The 20,129-nt window shown below is 70.4% G+C and carries 17 protein-coding genes; 9 read left to right on the top strand and 8 right to left on the bottom strand.

The genetic code is table 11. From position 1 onward, the window contains the following. Positions 1 to 258 precede the first annotated feature (258 nt). The 4 genes from mfd to C1877_RS02905 are packed head-to-tail and all read left to right on the top strand — an operon-like array spanning position 259 to position 6,393. The gene (mfd, locus tag C1877_RS02920) at positions 259 to 3,804 is read left to right on the top strand and encodes a transcription-repair coupling factor (protein ID WP_114568330.1); all 3,546 of its coding nucleotides are present in this window, start codon (positions 259 to 261) and stop codon (positions 3,802 to 3,804) included. Next, the gene (locus C1877_RS02915; RefSeq protein WP_244909775.1) at positions 3,801 to 4,895 is read left to right on the top strand and encodes a DMT family transporter; all 1,095 of its coding nucleotides are present in this window, start codon (positions 3,801 to 3,803) and stop codon (positions 4,893 to 4,895) included. Before mfd ends, C1877_RS02915 begins: the two co-directional genes overlap by 4 nt. Then, positions 4,892 to 5,887 carry an alpha/beta fold hydrolase gene (locus C1877_RS02910; RefSeq protein WP_015539904.1) on the top strand — a complete coding sequence of 332 codons (996 nt, stop codon included), beginning with the start codon at positions 4,892 to 4,894 and terminating at the stop codon, positions 5,885 to 5,887. Before C1877_RS02915 ends, C1877_RS02910 begins: the two co-directional genes overlap by 4 nt. Beyond that, positions 5,884 to 6,393, top strand: coding sequence for a nucleotidyltransferase domain-containing protein (locus C1877_RS02905; RefSeq protein WP_114568329.1), 510 nt, complete (start codon positions 5,884 to 5,886; stop codon positions 6,391 to 6,393). The genes C1877_RS02910 and C1877_RS02905 overlap by 4 nt, the downstream gene beginning before the upstream one ends. Positions 6,394 to 6,408: 15 nt before the next feature. Here C1877_RS02905 and C1877_RS02900 read toward each other — a convergent pair whose 3' ends face one another. Together C1877_RS02900 and C1877_RS02895 are read right to left on the bottom strand one after the other, a co-directional pair. Next, positions 6,409 to 7,059 (bottom strand): SdpI family protein, encoded by a 651-nt coding sequence (locus tag C1877_RS02900; protein WP_049784121.1) that lies wholly within the window; start codon positions 7,057 to 7,059, stop codon positions 6,409 to 6,411. Then, positions 7,016 to 7,324: an autorepressor SdpR family transcription factor gene (locus C1877_RS02895; RefSeq protein WP_015539907.1), complete on the bottom strand. Its 309-nt coding sequence runs from the start codon at positions 7,322 to 7,324 to the stop codon at positions 7,016 to 7,018. Before C1877_RS02895 ends, C1877_RS02900 begins: the two co-directional genes overlap by 44 nt. A 310-nt stretch (positions 7,325 to 7,634) precedes the next feature. Between C1877_RS02895 and C1877_RS02890 the strand changes: the two genes are divergently transcribed. The 5 genes from C1877_RS02890 to C1877_RS02870 all read left to right on the top strand — a co-directional run bounded on the left by C1877_RS02890 (position 7,635) and on the right by C1877_RS02870 (position 13,065). After that, entirely contained in the window at positions 7,635 to 8,174 is a 540-nt protein-coding gene (locus C1877_RS02890; RefSeq protein ID WP_181813781.1) for a cysteine hydrolase family protein, read from the top strand. Positions 8,175 to 8,187: 13 nt separating this feature from the next. Next, positions 8,188 to 9,288, top strand: a complete 1,101-nt coding sequence (locus C1877_RS02885; RefSeq protein ID WP_114568327.1) for a dipeptidase — start codon at positions 8,188 to 8,190, stop codon at positions 9,286 to 9,288. A 189-nt stretch (positions 9,289 to 9,477) separates the two neighbouring features. After that, positions 9,478 to 9,933: a MarR family winged helix-turn-helix transcriptional regulator gene (locus C1877_RS02880; RefSeq protein ID WP_015539908.1), complete on the top strand. Its 456-nt coding sequence runs from the start codon at positions 9,478 to 9,480 to the stop codon at positions 9,931 to 9,933. A gap of 5 nt (positions 9,934 to 9,938) precedes the next feature. Next, positions 9,939 to 11,270 carry an MATE family efflux transporter gene (locus tag C1877_RS02875; protein ID WP_227155634.1) on the top strand — a complete coding sequence of 444 codons (1,332 nt, stop codon included), beginning with the start codon at positions 9,939 to 9,941 and terminating at the stop codon, positions 11,268 to 11,270. A 169-nt stretch (positions 11,271 to 11,439) separates the two neighbouring features. Next, positions 11,440 to 13,065, top strand: a complete 1,626-nt coding sequence (locus tag C1877_RS02870; protein ID WP_147274498.1) for a response regulator transcription factor — start codon at positions 11,440 to 11,442, stop codon at positions 13,063 to 13,065. An 82-nt stretch (positions 13,066 to 13,147) separates the two neighbouring features. Here C1877_RS02870 and C1877_RS02865 read toward each other — a convergent pair whose 3' ends face one another. The 6 genes from C1877_RS02865 to C1877_RS02840 all read right to left on the bottom strand — a co-directional run bounded on the left by C1877_RS02865 (position 13,148) and on the right by C1877_RS02840 (position 20,014). After that, entirely contained in the window at positions 13,148 to 13,549 is a 402-nt protein-coding gene (locus C1877_RS02865; protein ID WP_114568324.1) for a PaaI family thioesterase, read from the bottom strand. Positions 13,550 to 13,628: 79 nt separating this feature from the next. Next, positions 13,629 to 14,771 carry a hypothetical protein gene (locus tag C1877_RS02860; protein WP_114568323.1) on the bottom strand — a complete coding sequence of 381 codons (1,143 nt, stop codon included), beginning with the start codon at positions 14,769 to 14,771 and terminating at the stop codon, positions 13,629 to 13,631. A gap of 75 nt (positions 14,772 to 14,846) precedes the next feature. Further along, entirely contained in the window at positions 14,847 to 15,977 is a 1,131-nt protein-coding gene (locus C1877_RS02855; protein ID WP_114568322.1) for a 4Fe-4S dicluster domain-containing protein, read from the bottom strand. Beyond that, positions 15,970 to 17,544 carry a glutamate--tRNA ligase gene (gltX, locus tag C1877_RS02850; protein WP_114568321.1) on the bottom strand — a complete coding sequence of 525 codons (1,575 nt, stop codon included), beginning with the start codon at positions 17,542 to 17,544 and terminating at the stop codon, positions 15,970 to 15,972. Before gltX ends, C1877_RS02855 begins: the two co-directional genes overlap by 8 nt. 108 nt (positions 17,545 to 17,652) lie before the next feature. Next, positions 17,653 to 18,522 (bottom strand): lipoprotein intramolecular transacylase Lit, encoded by an 870-nt coding sequence (locus tag C1877_RS15865; protein WP_114568320.1) that lies wholly within the window; start codon positions 18,520 to 18,522, stop codon positions 17,653 to 17,655. A gap of 121 nt (positions 18,523 to 18,643) precedes the next feature. After that, positions 18,644 to 20,014: an ATP-grasp domain-containing protein gene (locus C1877_RS02840; protein WP_015539909.1), complete on the bottom strand. Its 1,371-nt coding sequence runs from the start codon at positions 20,012 to 20,014 to the stop codon at positions 18,644 to 18,646. Between the last annotated feature and the right edge of the window lie 115 nt (positions 20,015 to 20,129).

The following is a 20,129-nucleotide window of genomic DNA, read 5'->3' as shown; positions in this document are numbered from 1 at the left end:
AGGACCCTTGGATCCTGAAGGGACCTCCGGAACGTGCGTCTCTGGAACGTGTGCCGGATGCTCCGCTCCTTCGATGCGCTGGCGCGCTCCGCCTGCCTATGGTTTCTCCTTCATGCGCGCCTTCGGGCATCGTGCAGGGCGTCCTCGGGTGGTAGAATCGTCTGCGCTGTTCGCGCCTGCGCGGGCGGCAGGCAGAAACCTTGCACGAGGCCGCGAATCGCGGCTTTTCGTGCTGTTCGCATACGGATAGGATACGCCATGCTCATCGACTCACTGACGTTCACCCTGGAGAAATCGGGTTGCCTCGACGCGTTCTGGGGCAAGCTCGACGAGGGCCTCGACGGCACGCTCGGCGTGGCCTCGTCGGCGCGGCCGTTCCTCGTGGCGGCGCGGTTCGCGCACCGGCCGCAGACGACGCTCGTCGTGGTGGCGGGCGAGGAGGCGGCCATCGCGTTCGCGCGGCAGGTAGCGGCATATTTGGGCGACGAGCGCGTCATGCGCTTCCCCGAGCGCTCCGACTACCCGTGGGGCGGCAAGCCGGGCGACCCGGCCCAGGCGGCGCGCCGCCTGGAGGCCGTGCATGCGCTGGCCTCCGGCCGCGAGGCCGTGGTGGTGGCGAGCGCCCGCGCGCTCGTGCGCGCGCTGCCGCCGGCAGGGTCGAACGTGCACCTTCCGCTCGTGTTCGAGGCCGGCCGCGAGCTGGCGGACATGGAGGGCGCGAAGGCGGCGGGCATCGCCGAGTTCGGGGACGTGGCGCGGGCCCTCGAGGAGCGCGGCTACCAGAACACCGGCGAGCTGGACGGTCCCGGCACGTTCGCCGTGCGCGGCGGCACCATGGACGTGTTCCCCGGCAACCTGGTGTACCCGGTGAGGCTCGACTTCTTCGGCGACGAGCTGGACGAGATCCGCCGCATCGTGCCCACCACCGGGCAGACCATCGCCTCGCTGCCCCGCGCCGACGTGTACCCCGTCGTGGAGTTCGCGGCCACGAAGGGCGCGCTCGCCCGCGCGCGGCAGAAGCTCGAGCGGCCCGCCGAGACGAACGCCGCGCTGCGCGACGTGCTGGAGAGGCTGGACGGAGGCCTGCGCGAAGGCGGCTCGGACGTGCTCTTGCCCTACCTGTACAAGACCACCTCCACGCTCGGCGACTACGTGCGTCCCGGCTCCCTCTCGGTGCTGGTGGAGCCGCGCTCGCTCTTCGACGACATGACGCACGCCTACGAGGACCTGGCCGGGCGGGCGAAGGGGACGGGCATCGCGCTCGAGGGCCTCTACGCCGAGCCCGCTTCCGTGAGCTTCGGCGACGGCCAGCGCGCCACGTACGTGTCCATCATGCGCGTGGGCGGGCAGATCGACGACGAGCTGCCGGTCAAGCGCGTGGAGGTGGCGGGACACCCCGACAAGCTCTACGGCCGCCTGCGCACGCTCGTGGACGGCGGCTACACGGTGGTGTTCAGCGCCCCGAACTTCCGCGCCCGCCAGGACATGAAGCTGGCCTTCGTGGACGTGGGTCTGCCCATCCAGGAGACGCTGGATTCCGACGTTCTCCCGAACGTCGGAGCTGCCGACGCTGCGGGAACCCTCGCCGACCCTGCGAACGACCGGCGGGACGGGGAGACCGCCGGCGCGGCCAAGCGCCGGCTGCGGCGCGGCGTGGTGAACGTGGTGGACGTGGACATCCCGCTCGGCATGATCATCCCGAAGGCGAAGCTGGCGCTCGTGAGCGTGTCGGATACGCAGGGGGCGTCGGCGGCGCGCCCGAGCCGGCACATCGACGTCACGGACATCACCTTCCCCTACAAGCCGGGCGACTACGTGGTCCATGCCGCGCACGGCGTGGCGCACTTCAAGGAGCTCGTGCGCCGCGACGTGGACGGCACGGCGCGCGACTACCTGCTGCTGGAGTACGCCGAGGGCGACAAGCTCTACGTGCCGGTGGAGCAGCTGGACCGCGTGACGCGCTACGTGGGCCCCGAGGGCGCCTCCCCGCGCCTCACGCGCCTGAACACGGCCGACTGGTCGCGCGCCATGAGCAAGGCCTGCGCCGCCACGAAGAAGCTCGCCTTCGACCTGGTGGACGTGTACACGCGCCGCGCCACCGTGCAGGGCTACCGCTTCGGCCCCGACACGCCGGCCCAGCGCGAGATGGAGGAGGCGTTCCCGTACCAGGAGACGCCCGACCAGCTCTCCGCCATCGCCGACGTGAAGGCCGACATGCAGTCCGCCAAGCCCATGGACCGGCTGGTCTGCGGCGACGTGGGCTTCGGCAAGACCGAGGTGGCCATCCGCGCCGCGTTCAAGGCCACGCAGGACAAGAAGCAGGTCATGGTGCTCTGCCCCACCACCATCCTCGCGCAGCAGCACTTCACCAACTTCAAGGAGCGCTGCGAGCCCTTCGGCGTGCGCGTGGAGGTGCTCTCGCGCTTCCGCACGCCCGCCCAGCAGGCCGAGGCGCTCAAAGGGTTCCAGGAGGGCGACGTGGACATCCTCGTGGGCACGCATCGGCTGCTCTCGCGCGACGTGAACCCGCACGATTTGGGCCTGGTGATCATCGACGAGGAGCAGCGCTTCGGCGTGGGACACAAGGAGCAGCTGAAGAACCTGCGCGAGTCCATCGACGTGCTGACGCTCTCGGCCACGCCCATCCCGCGCACCATGCAGATGAGCCTGTCGGGCGTGCGCGACATGAGCCTCATCCTCACGCCGCCCGACGAGCGCCGCCCCGTCGAGGTGCACGTGGGCGAGTGGGACCCGGACCTCGTGAGCGCCGCCATCCGCCGCGAGCTGGCGCGCGGCGGGCAGGTGTACTACGTGTCCAACCGCGTGCGCACCATGGAGGAGGCCGTGGGCCGCGTGGCGGCGGCCGCCGGCGAGGCGCGCGTGGGCGTGGCGCACGGGCAGATGTCTAAGGAGGAGCTCGAGCGCGTGATGGAGGACTTCAGCGCCGGCGAGCTGGACGTGCTCGTGGCCACCACCATCATCGAGAGCGGCATCGACAACCCGCACACGAACACCCTCATCATAGAGGACTCCCAGCGCTACGGCCTGGCGCAGATGTACCAGCTGAAGGGCCGCGTGGGACGCTCGTCCACGCAGGCCTACGCCTACTTCATGTTCCCCGAGCACGTGAGCCTGACCGAGGAGGCCCAGGCGCGCCTCACCGCGCTCGACGAGCACACCGACTTGGGCAGCGGCATGCGCATCGCCATGCGCGACCTGGAGATCCGCGGCGCCGGCAGCCTCATGGGCGCCGAGCAGTCGGGCAACATGTCGGCCGTGGGCTTCGACCTGTTCGCGCAGATGCTCAGCACTGCCGTGAGCGCCACGCGCGAAGGGGACCTCAAGGCCATGGACGCGCTGCCGCCTGCGCTCTCCGACATCACGGTGAACGTGCCGGGGCACACCTACCTGCCCGAAGACTACGTGCCCGACGCCGACGAGCGGGTGCTGTGGTACCGCAAGATCGCGAGCGCCGCCACCGGGCAGGCCGTGGAGGACGTGGCGACGGACCTCGCCGCCAAGCGCCCCGACATGCCGCAGGCCGCGAGGAACCTGCTGGAGAAGGCGCGGATCAAGGCCTATGCGAACGAGCGCCATATCCGCACCGTGTCGGTGACGGGCGGACGGCTGGTGGTGGAGCCCATCGACGTGTCGCGCGACCAGATGACGAAGCTGCGCCGTGCGGGCGGCCGCTACCTGGCGGACAAGCGCAAGCTGCAGCTGCCGCTGCGCTACTTCAAGCTGGACGAGGGCGACAACCTGCTGGGTCCGGTTTTCGACTTCCTGAAGGAGCTGGCGGGATGAGCGGCGGGATGGGAGGCGGGTCGGCGGCCGAGGAGGAGGTTGCGGTGCCGACGGCGGGCTCGCCGCCGCCGGAAGCTCCCGCGCCCGGCGCGGGGATCGCGGCGGGGGAGGCGTTCTTCCGACGGCGGTTCTGGCGGGGCATCGTGTGCGCGCTCGTGGGCGCGGGACTCTGGGGCTTCTCGGGGGCCTGCGCGCAGTTCCTGCTGTCGAACTACGACATAACGCCCCCGTTCGTCACGGCGGTGCGCATGCTGGGGGCGGGCCTTCTGTTCCTCGTCGTGCTTGCAGCGCGCCAGCGGGAGCGGCTGGCCGCGATGCTGCGCGACCGGCGCACGCTCGGGCGCCTTGCGGTGTTCGGCGCGGGCGGCCTGTACCTGTGCCAGATCACGTACGCCATCGTCATCGACTACACGAACGCGGGCACGGCCACGGTGCTGCAATGCACGGGCATCGCGTTCGTCATGCTGTTCACGTGCATCGTCGGGCGCGCGCTGCCGCGGGCGAAGGAGCTCGTCGGACTGGGGGCGGCCCTGTTCGCCACCTGGCTCATCGCCACGCAGGGCGACCCGTCGGCACTCTCGCTGCCGCTGCCGGGCCTGGTGTGGGGCATCGCGAACGGGCTGTCGGTGGCGTTCTACATCATGTATCCGAAGAAGCTGTTCGCCGAATGGGGCAGCTTCGCGGTCACGGGCATCGGCATGCTCGTGGGCGGCGTGGCGGCCGCGCTCGTGTGGCTGGCGGGCGGCGTCGTGGACGGCGCGGGGCTCGCGCTGCCTACGCTCGACGCGGCGGGATTCCTCGTGTTCGGGCTGATCATCGTCGTGGGCACGTTCGCCGCGTTCGCGCTGTACCTGCACGGCGTGTCCATCGTGGGCTCGGTGAAGGGGAGCCTGCTCGGCGCTATCGAGCCGGTGAGCGCCACGGCGTTCTCCGCACTGTGGCTGGGCACGGCGTTCTCCGGGGCCGACTGGGTGGGCTTCGTGCTCATGATAGCCATGATATTCCTGGTCACGGGTGAGAAGCCGCAGTCGCGCCGGGAAGCGGAAGCGAGCGGGGAAGTTCTGGAGGGCTCGGAAGGGGAAGCGCGATGAACAGGGAACGCAAGCACTGCTTGGAGTCGTGCGAGGTGTCGCGGCTCGTGCGCTACGAGCTGGGCGGCGTGGAGCAGAAGGTGACGCTGGAAGGCCGCCGCGCGGACGCGCCGGTGGTGATCTTCCTGCACGGCGGGCCGGGCTCGCCGCTGCCCATCTCGGTGGGCACGCGCGGCATGTTCCCGGATCTCACGGACCGCTATGTGCTGGCAGCGTGGGACCAGCTGGGATGCGGCGCGAACCGCTGCGCGCTCGGCGACGACGCGTGCATCGAGCGCTACGTGGACATGACGCTCGACCTCGTGCGCGCGGTGCGGCGCGACTTCCCCGGCAACGAGGTGAACCTGCTGGGCGTGTCGTGGGGCTCCATCCTGGCGGCTCGGGCGGCCGCGCGCGAGCCGGGGCTCGTCGACCACGTGGTGACGTACGGGCAGGTGCTCAAAGAGCTCGGCTTCAACGACGAGGTGTTCGAGGCGCTCGAGCGCTCGGCGATGCCCGCGAAGCTGAAGGCCGATCTGCGCGCGATCCGTGCGTCCGGTGCACGCGACCTCAAGGCGGGCATGCGGCTGGCCGGCTGGGTGCGGAAGTACACCGAGGGCTACCAGGCGCAGGGCGGCGGCATGATGCCCGTCGGCGCGTTCGTGCGCGGCCTGCTGGCGAGCCCCGACTACACGCTGCGCGACCTGGTGGCGGCCGTGTCGAACGACTTCTCGCGCAGCGAGCGCCTGTTCGCCGAGCTTTTCGCCGTCGACCTCTCCGAGGAGCTTGCGAACATGCGCGTGCCGTACCTCATCGTGCAGGGCGAGACGGACATCGTCACGTCCACCCGCGCCATCCGCGCGTTCGTCGCGGAGTGCGGCAACCCCAACCTGCGCTACGCCGAGGCCCCGCGCAGCGGACACATGCCCGGCACGGCCGGCATGGACCTGCTGTTCGCGCGCATGGCCGACTTTCTGGGCCCAAGCACGCCGGCGGCGGAGGCGGCCCGATGATGCGGGAAGAGGATGCGGCCGAGCTGCTCGACGCGCTCGCCGAGCGCGGCATCGACGTGCGGCTCGACGGCGGCTGGGGCGTGGATGCGCTGCTGGGCAGGCAGACGCGCGAACACGACGACCTCGACCTGTTCTCAGAACGCCGCGATGAGGACGCGCTCGTCGCCCTGCTGCGCGAGCGCGGCTTCGCGCCGGTGGGGCGCGCGTTCACCACCGAGGCGCACACGGCCTGGGCCGACGACGAGGATCGCGAGGTTGACCTGCACGTGTTCGAGCGCGCGGCCGACGGGTCGCTCCTGTTCGAGGGCGAGGCCTACCCGGCAAGTACCTTCGACGGCGAGGGCCGCATCGCGGGGCGCGCCGTGCGCTGCATCCCGCCGGCCGAGCAGGTGGCCTTCCACTGCGGCTACGACCACGACGAGGACGACGTCCACGACGTGCGCCTGCTCTGCGAGCGCTTCGGCATCCCCGTGCCCGCCGAGTACGCCCGCGAGATCGAGGGGTAGGGGCGGCCGCGCGGCCTACTGCTTGCCCAGCTCCTGGCGGTAGATGACGTAGGAGCCGACGATGGCGGCGGCGAACCCTGCTAGCAGCACCAGCAGCACCGCCGGGGTCACGAGGCGCGCGGGAAGCACGAGGCCGAGCACGATCATGGCGAAGCCCGTTGCGACGCCCGCGTACCCGCCGAGGCGCTGGCTGCGCCGCCACGTCTCCGGGCTGGCCTCGCTCCACGGCGTGCGCAGGCCGAAGAAGGGGTTGCGGTCCGCTTTCGGCATGAGGTTCCCCGCCACGACGCAGAGCGCGCCGCCGATGACGGCGGCCCAGCGGCTCGCGTCCAGGTCGGGCTCGGGGAAGGGCGCGCCGTCGTAGAGGAGCGCCTTCGTGAGGTAGAACAGTATCCAGCCCAGCACGAACACCTCGAAGGCCACGGCGCCCCACGCCCAGCGGCGCTCCTTGCCGATCGGCGCGTTCTTGGAACCCATCACGACGAACACGCCGCAGAGCGGGAAGAGGATCGCCACCAGGAACTCGTACTTGCTGCCCAGGCGGTCCGGCTCGTTCGCCCCGTTGAAGTGCACCGGTACCTGGTCGGGCATGAGGTGGATGAGCACGGACGCCACGAGGACGTCAAGCGCCATCAGGATGTACGTGGTTGCGTAGAGCCTCTTCACCGTCCGCCTCCTTCAAGTTCATCATCCACAGCAGGGTCTCCTCCAGCACCGATGCCTTCAGCTCGTAGAACACGAACTTTCCCTCGCGGTAGTCGCGCACGAGCCCGGCGTCCTTGAGCACCGAGAGGTGACGCGACACGGCGGGGGCGGAGATGTCGAACAGCTCGGCGATCTGCCCGGCCGGCATGCGCCCTCGTTTCAGATGCTCGAGGATCTGCCGGCGCACCGGGTCCGACAAGGCCTTCAGCGTCTCCTGGATACCCATGGCACGCCCTTCCTTCGCACAACGATTAACATTTAAGTTAATTGTTACCTATTGTACGATCGATTGCAAGAGAGGGGGCGGTGAATGAGCGAAAAGCGACGGAATGTTGCGTTTTCTCGTGCGCGAAGGGCTTGTTCCTGGGTGTCGGCTGCGATTTGCGTGCGCTTTCGCAGATGGGGGGAAACGGTTCGATCGGTTGCCGCCGCAAGCGCACTATTCGGTGTTTTTCGCACGCTGCCGAGACGATCGGGATCGCCCGGTGCGCCGCGGTACAATGGCGGGGTGCCTACAGGACGGGAAGGATGTGCCGATGGGTTTCGACGCTCTGATCGTGATCGACATGCAGGAGGCCCTCGTTGGGCGGCGGCCCTACGGGGCGGATGGGACGGTGGGCGCGATCGCGAGGCTTGTCGGCGCGTGCCGCGAAAGCGGCGTGCCGGTCTTGCACGTGCGCCACGACGGCGGGCCCGGCGACGAGCTGGAGGCGGGCACGGACGGCTGGCGGATCTGCGCGCCGCTTGCGCCGCAGGAGGGCGAGCCCGTGTTCGACAAGCATTTCAACAGCGCGTTTCGCTGGACGGGGCTGCAAGCGCACCTTGAGCAACGCGGCCTGCGCCGCCTGTTGATGTGCGGCATGCAGACGGAGTTCTGCTTCGATGCGTCGGTCAAGGTGGCCTTCGAGCTGGGCTTCGACGTGACGGTGCCGAGGGGCGCGGTGACGACGTTCGACTGCGCGTTCGCCCCGGGCGATGAGCTGACGGCGTACTTCATGGACTGCATCTGGGACGGCCGCTACGCGCGGGTGATCCCGCTGGAAGAGGCGCTGGGCGCGATCAGGCGCGGCGCGTGAGAGGAGGGCGGCCGTGGGGCTGTTCATGACGTTGGAGGACGCGTCGGCCGAGGAGGCGGCGCTGCTGCGGGAGGGCGTGCTGCCCAAGGCGGCGCCGGGCGGGGCGGCCGGGCGCCTGCGGGTGTTCGACCTGCACTGCGACACGCTCGACAGGCTGGCGTTCCATGGCGACCCGACGGTGCCGGGAGGGTTCGCCGCGCACGACGCGCCTATCCCGGCCGCGCGCATGAGCTCGCTCGCGGACAACGACGCGCATATCTCGCTCGCGCGCACCGCGCCCTTCGCCTGGTGCCAGTGCTTCGCGGCGTTCATCCCCGACCAGGTGCGCGGCGACGAAGCCTGGGCGCTGTTCGAGCGCGTGCGGCGCGTGTGGGAGCGCGAGCTGGGCCGCTGGCCTGGCCGGCTCGCGCCGGCGCGTTCGATGGCCGATGTCGACGCGGCGCTGGCCGCCGGCAGGACGGCGGGCCTCCTCACCGTTGAGGGCGCGTCGTTCCTCGAGGACGACGCGGCCGCCGAGGGCCGCCTCGACGCGCTCGCGGAGGCGGGCGTGCGCATGGTCACGCTCACGTGGAACGGGCGCAACGCGCTCGGCAGCGGCAACGACACGGCCGACGGGCTCACCGGCTTCGGCCGCTCCTGCGTGCGCGAGCTGGAGCTGCGCGGCATCATCGTGGACGTGTCGCACCTGAACGATGCTGGCTTCAAGGACGTGTGCGCGACCGCGACGCAACCCTTCGCCGCCTCGCACTCCAACGCGCGCGCCGTGTGCGGGCATCCGCGCAACCTTGCCGACTGGCAGCTGCGCGAGCTGGCCGACGCGGGCGGCGTGGCGGGCCTCAACTTCTGCCGCGACTTCCTGTCCGAGACGCACGCCGACCCGACCCCCGACGACGTGCTGCGCCACGTGGACCACGTGCTGGAAGCCGCCGGCGAGGACGTGCTCGCGCTCGGCAGCGACTACGACGGCTGCGACGTGCCCAGCTGGCTCGACCCCTGCGACCAGGTGGGCGGCCTGCACGCGCTCATCGCGAGCCGGTTCGGCCGGGAGGTGGCCGACAAGGCGTTCTTCGGCAACGCCCGCGCGTTCTTCGAACGGCTGGAGGGGCAGGTTTAGGTATGCACTAACGTGTATAAGCTCGAATCTCGCCCGCGGTGTTCGACGTGCGGGGAGGAGGCTGCGGGCGCCTCGCCCCCGACACCTCGTGGGCGTTCTGTGAACCCCGTTGACGCGAATCCGATATCGGACTTAAATACCGCAGGTACGAAATCGGACTTGCTGATCAGACCACGGAGGAATGCGCGCATGGACGCTCGGACGGCGCACGCCAACCGCGAATACAACAACCTGTACCGGCTCGGCAACGAGCTCTACCATAACGTGGCCGTGAGGATGGGGCTGTCGGACAGCGCGTTCGACATCCTGTACGCCCTCGACGGCTTAGGCGACGGCTGCCTGCAGAAGGACGTGTGCACCGCATCGGGCCTGTCGAAGCAGACGGTGAACACCTCGGTGCACAAGCTGGAGCAAGCAGGCTACGTGGAGCTGCGCGTGGAGCACGGGCGCGGCACCCACCTCCATCTGACCGAGGCGGGTCGCGCCCTGGTGGCCGAGCGCATACGCCCGGTGGCGGGTGCCGAGGAGGCCGCGTTCGCCGCCATGGCCCCCGGGGAGTGCGAGGAGCTGCTGCGCCTGACGCGCGTCTACCTCGAGCACCTGCGCGGGTTGGTGGACGCCCTGCCGTATCCAGAGAGGGGGTGAGCGGCGTGGCCATCAAGCTGTCGGACCACTTCACCTACGGGCGCCTCGTGCGCTTCGCGCTGCCGTCCATCGCCATGATGATCTTCATATCCATCTACAGCGTGGTGGACGGCCTGTTCGTGTCCAACTTCGCGGGCAAGGAGGCGCTTGCCGCCGTCAACCTCGTGTTCCCGCTGGTCATGGCCCTGGGATCCGTCGGCTTCATGTTCGGCACGGGCGGCGCGGCCCTCGTGGCCAAGACGATGGGCGAAGGCGACCAAGTGCGGGCGAACCGCCTGTTCAGCCTTATAGCGGTAGCGGGAACGGCGCTGGGCATAGTCTTGGCGGGAGTGGGGGCCGGCATCCTCGGCCCGCTGCTCGAAGCGCTGGGAGCTCAAGGGACGCTCAAGGACCAAGGGCTCGCGTACGGTTTCATCTTGCTCGCCGCGCTGCCGTTCTCCATCATGCAGAACATGTTCCAGAGCTTCTTCATCGCGGCCGAGCGGCCAAAGGTGGGCCTGGCGGTCACGATTGCCGCGGGCGTAGCGAACATCGTGCTGGACTACCTGTTCATCGCCGTGCTGGGTTGGGGCATCGCCGGGGCGGCGCTCGCCACGGCATTGGGGCAGGCGCTCGCCGCCGTGGCCGCCGTCGCGTTCTTCGCCTCCAGCAAGACGAGCCGCCTGCGGTTCGCGCGGCCGACGGCCGACTTCCGCGCGCTCGGCAAGACCTGCGTGAACGGCTCGTCCGAGCTCATGACCGAGGTGGCGGCGTCGGTGGTGAGCATGCTGTACAACTACCAGCTCATGATGATAGCCGGCGCGGACGGCGTGGCGGCCTACGGCGTGATCATGTACGTGAACTTCATCTTCACGGCCGTGTTCTTCGGCTTCTCCATGGGCACGGGGCCGGTGGTGAGCTACCACTACGGCGCGCAGCATAAAGAAGAGCTGAAGGGCCTGTTCAAGAAGAGCATGGTCCTCGTGGGCGGCACGGGCGCGGCCATGTTCGCGGCCTCGCAGCTGCTCGCCGGGCCGCTTGTGGGCGTGTTCGTGGGCTACGACCCCGAGCTCGCCGCCATGACGCTGCACGGGTTCCGCATCTACGCGGTGGCGTTCCTCGTGTGCGGGTTCAACATCTACGGCTCGGCGTTCTTCACCGCGCTCAACAACGGCAAGGTGTCGGCGCTCATCAGCTTCATGCGCACGCTCGTGTTCGAGACGTCCACGGTCATGCTGCTGCCCATCGTGTGGGGCATCGACGGGGTGTGGAGCGCCATCATCGTGGCGGAGGCCTGCGCGCTCGTGCTGACGACCGCGTTCCTCGTGGGGCTGCGGAAGCCGTACGGATACGCATAGGATTTGGCAGGCGCCCCGCTGCGCAAGACTCTCTTTGCGTATAATGGCGGCACGGTTGCATGCCGTTCAAGCTCCGGAGGTGCAAGGGCGGCGCGGATGCGCGGCCGTCCGGACGTGCCTGGCGGCGGGGGCGGGCGCGGAAGGCGCCTCGGGGCCGGGGCGGCGGCCTATGTCCGAAGCAGGAGAGGGGAATACGGAGATGAAGGGGTTGGCGGGCGGCTTTCCGCTGCGGTGCTGCATCGCGCTGGCAGCGCTTGCGATGAACGCGCTGGCCCTCAACCTGTTCGTGGTGCCCTCGACGGGCTCGTACCCGTCGTACGGCGGTTTCGCCGCAGCCCTCGCCGCCGCGCTCGCCTATGCCGCGCTGCTCGCGGTTGCCGTCCGGAGGCCGGACGCCCTGCTGCGCCCGTCGGTGCCGTGGGCTGGCCTCGCCCTCTTCTGCGCGGGCTCGGCGCTCGTGGCGGCGGGGTACCGGGGCGAATCGACGGCCGCCTCGCTCGCGGGGTGGCTCCTGGCAATGCTCGCCACGGCGTGGCTCGCGGTTCTGGCGGGGCTCGTGCTCGCGCGTCTCTCGCCCCGGCCCGCCTTCGCGGCGGTGCCGGCGGCGTACGCCTCCGTGTACGTGGCCGCATCGGTTCTGATGCCGTTCGTGGAGTCGCTGCGCGCGGCCCGCTTGGCGCTGCTCGCGCTCTACGTGCTCACGTTCCTCGTCGCTTTCGCCTGCACCGTGCGCCCGGGGCTCTCCGCGCTCGCCGCCTTCGCCGACCAAGGGGGCTCGGGCGGGGCGACCCGCTCCGCGAAAGCGGCCGGCTCCTCGCCGGCCCGCGCGGAGGCGGGCGGCCCGCCCAAGGCGGTGCTGTTCGCGGTGCTGCTGGCGCTTGGCCTGGCGAGCGGCTACACCGCCTTCGTCGTGTACGGCTCGCGCGAGAGCGCCGGCGTGAGCTTCGTGGCGATGGCGGCCGCGATGCTGGCCGTGATCGCCGCCTCACGGTTCTCGAGGGGACGCACCGACGTGGTGTTCCACTTCGGGCTGCTGCTCGTGCTGGCCGGCCTTCTGGTGGTGCCGTTCGTGGCGCAGACGTCCAGCGGCGAGCGCGTGGCCCTCATCCATGTCTCGAACACGCTGCTGGCGGCCGGGTCCGAGTGCTTCGCCATGCTCGTATGGATCGTGCTGGCGGCGCGCGTCGCGCGCCGGCCGGCCGAGGCGCTGGTCTTGCAGGCGGGCGGACGGCTGGCCGTGGCCCTCGGCATGCTGGGCGGCCTGGTGCTGGGGACGGTGGCCAGCTCGTTCTCCGCGGTGAGCCCGCTCGTGCCCGACGCGGTGGCCGTGGCGTTCGCCTTCGCCCTGGTGGCTTACGCGCTGGTGGGGCTGCGGCGCTTCAGCTTCGAGGATGCGCTCTCCGGCGGCGAGGGCGTCCCGCAGGCCGCGGCGCCCGAGCGGGATGCGGCCGCCGAGGTCTCGGCAGCCGCTGCGGGCGTTGCGGCTGCCGAGGGTGCGGCGGGCGCGGCATCCGCGGCGACGGCCCCGATGGCGGAGGCTTCCCCCGGCGACGGGACGCGCGCCGCCGTCGAGCGGAGCTGCGGGGCGCTGGCCCGCAAGGGCGGCCTCACCGGGCGCGAGACCGAGATCCTCGCGATGCTCGCGCGCGGCCGCAGCGCTCCCTTCATCGCCCAGGAGCTGGTTATCTCGCCGAACACGGTCAAGACGCACGTGAAGCACATCTACGCGAAGCTCGGCGCCCATTCCCAGCAGGAGATCATCGACCTCGTGGACGGCCAGTGCGCCGCCGAGTAGCGGGGCGCCGGCAACGTCCTCGGCCCGCGCCCGGGTCGCGCCCCGGCGTTGCCGACCCGGCGCGACCGACGGCGCCGGGTCGCTAGCGGTAGCAGGTGGCGGTCATCCTCGCGATGTCCTTGCCTAGGTCATCTTTGACGGTCACGGTGTAGAAGCCCAGATGGCGGCCTGGTTTGTCGCAGACGGACGTGGCGGTGAGCCTCGTGCCCTGCGTCGCGCGCAGGAAGCTGATGTTCGAGTCCACCGACACCGTGGGCTCCTCGCCGATGTTGCAGGAGACGGCCAGCGCGAAGTCCGCGAGCGTGAAGATGGCGCCGCCCATGACGTTGCCCATGGCGTTCTTGTGGATGTCGGCCAGCTCCATCTCGCACACGGCGCGGCCCCGCTCGCCCTCCACGACGCGGCACCCGGCCGCCTGGGTGGCGAAACGGTCGTTGGCGAACACGGCTTCTATCTGGTCGCGGGTGGGGTTGTCGGGGAGCATGGGCGGGTCCTTTCGCATGGGTTCCGGTCGGGTACCGAGAAGGCCCCTCGCGGGGCCTTGGAGGGTAGGGCGGGGTCGGCTACTGCGCCGGGGCGGCGGTGGCGGCGTAGAGCTCCAGCCAGTCGCCGTCCTTCACGGTGACGGTCTGCGAGCTCCCGCGCACCACGTACTTCTCGTCGGTGATGGAGCCGCTGCCGAAGGCCAAATCCCTCATCACGAACGCCCCGCACTCGTTGTCGGCCTCGGCCGCCGCCTCGGGCTCGATGGTGACCGTGTAGGTGCCGGCAGGGATGTCCTCGCCCACGCGGTAGAGCCCGCTGCGGTAGGGCGCGGTCGGCTCGAAGGAGGCGTCGGCGGCGGGGTACAGGCGCAGGCCGTCGGGCGCGTCCCAGGCGAACACCGCGCCCTCCTCGAGCTCCACGAAGTAGTTGCCGAAGTACGTAACGCCGTAGTCCACCTCGTAGCGTGCGTCCGAGGTGGGGCCGAACAGCACGTAGTCGGCCTCGTCCGCGGGGTCTCCCTCCACGTAGTAGAGACCGGGCTCGAGGTCCTTGCCGGCGCCCACCTCGTAGACGCCCGGCGTGTGCTTGCCGTCGACCGTCCGGCCGTCCGGCAGGTCGAGCATGTCCTTGATGTACTCGATGCTGAAGTCGACGTCCGCGCCGTCGTAGCCGCCGGAATCGCCGTAGCCGTACCGGTAGCCGTCGTCGGACCCGTACCCGTAGCTGTTATGGTAGCCGCCGTAGCGGCCGTCGACTGCTTCCGAGACGATGGCGCAGGCCGTGCAGCTCACGCACCCGCCGATGCCCAGCACGAAGACGAGCAGGCATCCTGCGAGCACCCAGGGCCATGCCTTGCGCTTCGGCTGGCCGGGGGATGCCGCGGGGTAAGGCTGCCCCGGGTACGGCGGATAGGGAGGCTGCTGGCCGGCGCCGCAGGGCGGGTACGGCGGCTGCTGGCCGCCGGGCTGCTGCGGCGGGGGCGGATACGCCCCGTAGGGCTGCGCGGGCTGCTGCGGCTGCGCAGAGGGCTGCGGGAAGGGTTGCCCGTACGGCGGCGGGGGAGGGTACGCTCCGGCGGACGCGTAGGGCTCCGCGGCGGAACCCGGCAGCGGGGGCTGCTCGTAGGGCGCGGAAGCGGGCGGCGGCCCGGCGGGCTCGGATGGTCCGGGGGAGCCGGGCTCGGGCAGGTCGCAGGGGTTCTGGCGCTCGGGATCGGTCATGGGAGGCTCCTTGCCTGTTGCGGTCCCGCCTATCTTAGCACAGCCGCTCGCGGCGGTTTTTCGCCCGCACAGAGATTACAGGCCGCCGTCGTCCTCGGCGGGCAGCAGCGCCTCGGCCGTCGTCTCCACCAGCTCAACCGCGCCTTCCGGACAGGCGTCCGCGCACAGGCCGCAGCCGATGCAGTAGCGCGGGTCGTAGGCGAGCGTCCCGTCGGCCGGGTCGGGGCGCCGCGCGCCCGTGGGGCAGGCCGCCGCGCAGGAGAGCGCATCCGTGCAGCGCGCGCAGTCGGTCTCGGACAGCACGAGCGGCACGCGCGCGGCGATGCCCGGGTCGCGCTCGAGCGCTTCCAGCAGCATCTGGCGCTTCGGCTGCATCGTCCTTCTCGTAAGTCCCTCGGGCACGAAGTCGTTGAACTCGGTGCCGTTGCCCAGGTTCAGACGCGCCAGCGCCCGCGCGCGCTCGCGGCGCTCGTAGAACTCCTGCAGCACCTCCGAGTTGCGCAGGCGGCGCTTGCCGCTGGCGATGTCGCCCACCTCGCCCACGAGGTTCGTAAACGCGCTGCGCCGGTCGACCCCCGCCGGGTTCGCCAGGTCGCGCACCAGGTTCTCCTTCTCGGGGATGACGTCTGAGAAGCCCACGGAGCGCCCGCTCCACGCCTCGCCCGTCTCCACGGCATGGGCGTACAGGAGCTCGCCCATCTCGCCGGCGCGTGCGCAGTCGGCGCAGTAGGACAGGTCGGCCGCTATCGTCACGTCGATGCCCTCGGCCAGCACGAGCGTCCAGAACTCGGGCGACAGGCACGCCAGGCAGGGCAGCACCACGACGTTCGCCGCCGGCTCCAGGCCGGGGAACACGTTCTCCTTGCAGGTGAGCACCACGCGCTCGCCGCGCAGGGCGATGCGGCGGATGCGGGCGTGCAGGTCGGCCATAGTGACGCGCGTCGACGAGAACGCGTCGCACACGCCCAGGCAGATGCCGCAGCGCGTGCAGGCATCCTCGTCGATGGCGGGGATGCCGTCCTCGGCGAACGATACGGCCCCCTGCGGGCAGGCCAGCGCGCACCGCTCGCAGTCGGCCCCGTGCGCGCGCAGGCAGAAGTCCCGCAGCACCACGATGCGCTGCGGCCGCTCGGAGCCGCCCGCCGCAGCGGGCGGCTCCTGCTGGGACGGGAGCCCCGTCCCCTTCCTGTCGGGGGCGTCAGCCACCGAACACCTCCGCCGTCACCTTGTCGATGCGCGCCAGCACGTCCTCGCGGGGCAGAAGCTCGATGCTCTCGAACAAAGGCGGCGACACCATGTTGCCGCACACGGCCACGCGCAGGGGCTGGAACAGGAGCTTCGGTTTGATCTCCAGGCGCTCGCCCTCGGCGCGGCACGCCTCCTGCAGCGCCTCGGCGTCCCAGTCAACGCCCTGGTCGGCCAGCACGCCGCGGCAGGCGGCCAGGGCCTCGTCGGCGCGCGCGCCCTCCTTCTTCAGCACCTTGTTGACGCTCTTCTCGTCGAGCTGCACGTTGCCGCCCCAGAACATGAACGCGAGCTTGTCCGTCACCTCGTCCAGGCGCGTCAGGCGCTCGGACACGAGCGGGTACAGGTCGCAGTACCACACGGCGCGCTCCTGCACGTCGGCGAGCGCGGACTCGATGGCCGCGCCGCCGAAGGCGGCCTCGCGCGCCTCGGGGCCGATGGGCGTGCCGGCGGCCACGGCGCTGCCGAGGATGTTCGCCTGTGCGAGCCACAGCAGCGACGAGCGCACCCACGCGCTCGCGCCCATATCTTTGATATACTGGCCGTTCATCCAATCGAGCTTCGTCTCGTCGAAGACGGCGTCCTTCTTGGTCACGCGCTCGAGGCTGAACTTCTCGCACAGCGTCTCGCGGTCGATGAGGGTGGTCTCGCCGTCGAGCGACCAGCCCAGCAGCGCCAGGAAGTTCACCATGGCGTCGGGCAGGTAGCCGCGCTCGCAGAACTCCTCCACGCTCGCCGCGCCGTGGCGCTTCGAGAGCTTCTTGCCGTCGGGGCCCAGGATCATCGACAGGTGCGCGAACACGGGCACGTCGAATCCGAGCGCCTCGTAGATGAGGATCTGGCGCGGGGTGTTGGACAGGTGGTCGTCGCCGCGGATGACGTGCGTGATGCCCATGTTCGCGTCGTCGCACACCACGGCGAAGTTGTAGGTGGGGCTTTCGTCGGTGCGCACGACGATCATGTCGTCCATCACGTCGGCCGGGAAGCTCACGTGGCCGTACACGGCGTCGTCGAACTCGATGGCGCCGCGGCCCTCGGGCACGCGCAGGCGCCACACGTGGGGCTCGCCGGCCTCGATGCGCGCGGCCGCCTCGGCGGGGTCGAGGTCGCGGCAGGTGCGGTCGTAGCCCGCGTAGCCGCCCTCGTTCTCCTCGGCCGCGGCGCGCTTGGCGTCCAGCTCCTCCTTCGTGCAGAAGCAGGGGTAGACGCTCCCGCGCTCGCGCAGGCGCTCGAGCGCCTCGGCGTACGTGTCCGTGCGCTGGGTCTGGAAGTAGGGGCCTGCCTGCCCGCCCACCTCGGGGCCCTCGTCCCAGTCGAGCCCGAGCCATTTCATGGCGTTCAAGATGACCTGCACGTTCTCCTCGGTGGAGCGCTCCGGGTCGGTGTCCTCGATGCGCAGGATGAAGTCGCCTCCCATGGCGCGCGCGAACGCCCAGTTGTAGATGGCCGTGCGGGCGCCGCCCACGTGCAGGCGGCCGGTAGGGGAAGGCGCGAAGCGCACGCGCACGTTCTTCTTCTCTTCACTCATGGTTGCGATGATCCTCCAGGTAGAATTACGGTAACGGCGTCGTGCGCGCGGCCTGGGCGGAATGCCCGAGGGCATGCCGCGCGCAGTTTCCGCACGAGCCGAAACGCCCTAGGGGCGTTTCGAGCGAGCCCAGGACTGTTTGAGCACGGCATGTCCTCGGGCATTCCGCCCAGGCCGCCTCAAAAGCACGCCAACGACGATAGCCAGTATAGACAACGCGAGGGTCGTCGCAAACCAGATACCCGCCATGCCCATCCAAAAATCAAGCGGGTACATGCTAATGAGGAGCGAATCGTAGGAGAACGTCCAGTTGCCCTGGGGGAACAGCACCGCATGGAAGGCGGAGAACAGGCCGTTGAAATCGAGGGCAGCCCACGCGCCGAGCGCCGCGAACGCAACGATGAGCACGGCGGGCGCGACGACGAGCGCGGTGCCCGCCAAGCGCCGCTTGCGGCGCGCGAGCAGAAACGCGAGCGCGGCCACGGCGAGCGCCGCCACGCCCCAGAGCGCGGGGACGGCAGCCCGCACGAGGACGTTGCAGTCGTCCAGGTGGGAGAGCGCGTCGCCATCCAGCGCGTAGGCGTCGTCCACGGCGGCCAGCCGATCGAGCGCGGCCTGGGGGGAGGAGCCGTCCGCGATTGCGGCGACCGCCTTGCGGGCTTCGGCCGACCAGCGCCCGCTGGCAGGCGAGCCCTCCGCGCTCGCCTCGCGCGCGGCGTCCAGGATGACGGCGGCTAGGCGGTCGCGGGCGCCGTCCTCGCCGTCGGCGTCGCGGCCGTAGTCGTCCACGGTGAACCCGCGGGTCTCCACGGCGAGCGCCGTCAGCTGCCCGTCGGCGTAGGGCGATACCGCGTCGTTCGCGGTGGCCTGCGCGAGCAGCTGGGTGGAGGCGGGCAGTGTGCACGCGCCGAACCCCGCCGCGAACAGCGTCATCGCCAGCGCCATGGCGGCAACCGCCGCCGCTACCTTGTCGGCCATCGGCCGTCCTCCTCGCCCTCTCGCGCCCCCGCGCATCCTCGGCGGCATCCCGTGCCCGGGCTGTCGCGCCGCCCTGTCCGATTGCCGGGCCGCACCCCCGTGCGGCCCGGCGTCAATGCCGTCAGCCCCGGCCCACCCAGATGGTGGCCGCCGTCATGCCCTGCTTGTCCTTCGAGATCGTGGGCTGCGGCCCCAGGCGGCTGAACACGCCCATGAACTCGCCGTCGTACAGGTACAGGCCGTTCAGGTTGTTGTACGGCCGGGGGTCGAAGGGCACCTCGTCGTCCGGCAGCGCGTCGATACCCGTGTCGGGCGGCAGCGTCTCGGTCTTGAAGGGGCGGATGTAGCGCTGCACGATGAACGGGTGCCCGGCGCGGCCGTTCGCGAAGCGGTCGATGAGCCGCTCCCATTCCTCCTGCGTCACGGACTCGCCGGCGTACACGTCGTCTGCGCCGTAGTGGTCGGTCGGCTTGATGATCCACTCGCAGCGGTTCTCGCGGATCTGCGGCAGGTTCACGTGGTCGTCGTCCAGGAAGGCCGTGAGCGGCACGGTCTCCTCCACGAACGAGATCTCGTCGGCGTCCAGAAACGCGGTCGTGCGCTCGTCGAACAGCACGCTGAACAGCTGCTTGTCGTGCACGATGTGCCCGGCGAAGCTGCCGATGAGCGCCACCTTGGCCGCCCGCACGGCGTCGATGAGCTGCTGCGACTCGTCCCAGTGGTCGATGACGTCGTTCGTCACGCACCGCCGCCAGATGGCGTCGACCTGCCGGCCCTCCCCGTCGCGCAGCACCTCGCCGTCGAAGCGCAGGTCGCGCACGTCGGCCACCACGCACTCCACGCCGCGCTGGCGGAACAGGCCCGCGTAGATGTGGAACTCGTCCACCACGCCGTTCTCCAGATAGTCGCAGATGGCGATGCGCGGGTTCTCCACCCGGCGCTCGTACGTGGCGTAGATGTCCAGGAACTTGTCGACCCAGCTCTCGAACAGCTCGCAGCCCTCCACATGGTGGCGGTTCGCGAATTCCTCGAACGTCTTCGACTGCGCCACGGACGTGGTGATCTCGCGGTTCTCGTTCATGCCCGACGAGCCGTCGGCGTTGAACTCGCAGAACTTGATGCGCCCGTCGTCCTCGTCGAGGAACGTGTCCACGCGCGCGAACGGAAGCACCGCGTCGTAGCCGCGCGGCAGCAAGATGAGCTCCTCGAGGCGCGGGTCGAAGTCGAAGGCGCGGCGGTAGGCGGGGTCGGCCAGGTAATGCTCGATGACCTTCACGAGGATGCGGTGGGCGGTCTCGGCCGTCTCCTTCATGATGCGGTACGTCTGTGCGTCGAACAGGCGGGGCACGAAGCTGGCGGCCACCACCTGGTGGTGCACGATGGCCGTGGAGCCCTGCAGGTACTCGTAGGCGGCACGGCGGCCGGGCACGTCGCCCTGCAGCGATTCCATGATGGCGAAGTACTCGCGGGTGTAGTCGGCGTTGTACGACATAGGCGCTCTTTTCCGTCGGTCGGAGGCAGTGGATCGCCTGCCATCTTACCACGAGCGCTGCCTGCCCGCGATGCTGTGCGCGCGGGCGTAGAATAGTCGTGATTTGCCGGATGAC

It is taken from the genome of Gordonibacter pamelaeae, assembly GCF_003340385.1.
GTDB lineage: Bacteria > Actinomycetota > Coriobacteriia > Coriobacteriales > Eggerthellaceae > Gordonibacter > Gordonibacter pamelaeae.
This window is presented reverse-complemented; position numbering and strand designations above follow the sequence as displayed.

What these genes read in the sequence shown, in the direction of transcription:
- C1877_RS02865 (WP_114568324.1), bottom strand. Translation starts at nt 13,549, where the DNA reads ATGCTCCCCGACAACCCCACCCGCGACCAGATAGAAGCCGTGTTCGCC.
- C1877_RS02915 (WP_244909775.1), top strand. Translation starts at nt 3,801, where the DNA reads ATGAGCGGCGGGATGGGAGGCGGGTCGGCGGCCGAGGAGGAGGTTGCG.
- C1877_RS02860 (WP_114568323.1), bottom strand. Translation starts at nt 14,771, where the DNA reads ATGACCGATCCCGAGCGCCAGAACCCCTGCGACCTGCCCGAGCCCGGC.
- C1877_RS02890 (WP_181813781.1), top strand. Translation starts at nt 7,635, where the DNA reads ATGGGTTTCGACGCTCTGATCGTGATCGACATGCAGGAGGCCCTCGTT.
- C1877_RS02880 (WP_015539908.1), top strand. Translation starts at nt 9,478, where the DNA reads ATGGACGCTCGGACGGCGCACGCCAACCGCGAATACAACAACCTGTAC.
- C1877_RS02905 (WP_114568329.1), top strand. Translation starts at nt 5,884, where the DNA reads ATGATGCGGGAAGAGGATGCGGCCGAGCTGCTCGACGCGCTCGCCGAG.
- C1877_RS02895 (WP_015539907.1), bottom strand. Translation starts at nt 7,324, where the DNA reads ATGGGTATCCAGGAGACGCTGAAGGCCTTGTCGGACCCGGTGCGCCGG.
- C1877_RS02910 (WP_015539904.1), top strand. Translation starts at nt 4,892, where the DNA reads ATGAACAGGGAACGCAAGCACTGCTTGGAGTCGTGCGAGGTGTCGCGG.
- C1877_RS02840 (WP_015539909.1), bottom strand. Translation starts at nt 20,014, where the DNA reads ATGTCGTACAACGCCGACTACACCCGCGAGTACTTCGCCATCATGGAA.
- mfd (WP_114568330.1), top strand. Translation starts at nt 259, where the DNA reads ATGCTCATCGACTCACTGACGTTCACCCTGGAGAAATCGGGTTGCCTC.
- C1877_RS15865 (WP_114568320.1), bottom strand. Translation starts at nt 18,522, where the DNA reads ATGGCCGACAAGGTAGCGGCGGCGGTTGCCGCCATGGCGCTGGCGATG.
- C1877_RS02870 (WP_147274498.1), top strand. Translation starts at nt 11,440, where the DNA reads ATGTCCGAAGCAGGAGAGGGGAATACGGAGATGAAGGGGTTGGCGGGC.
- gltX (WP_114568321.1), bottom strand. Translation starts at nt 17,544, where the DNA reads ATGAGTGAAGAGAAGAAGAACGTGCGCGTGCGCTTCGCGCCTTCCCCT.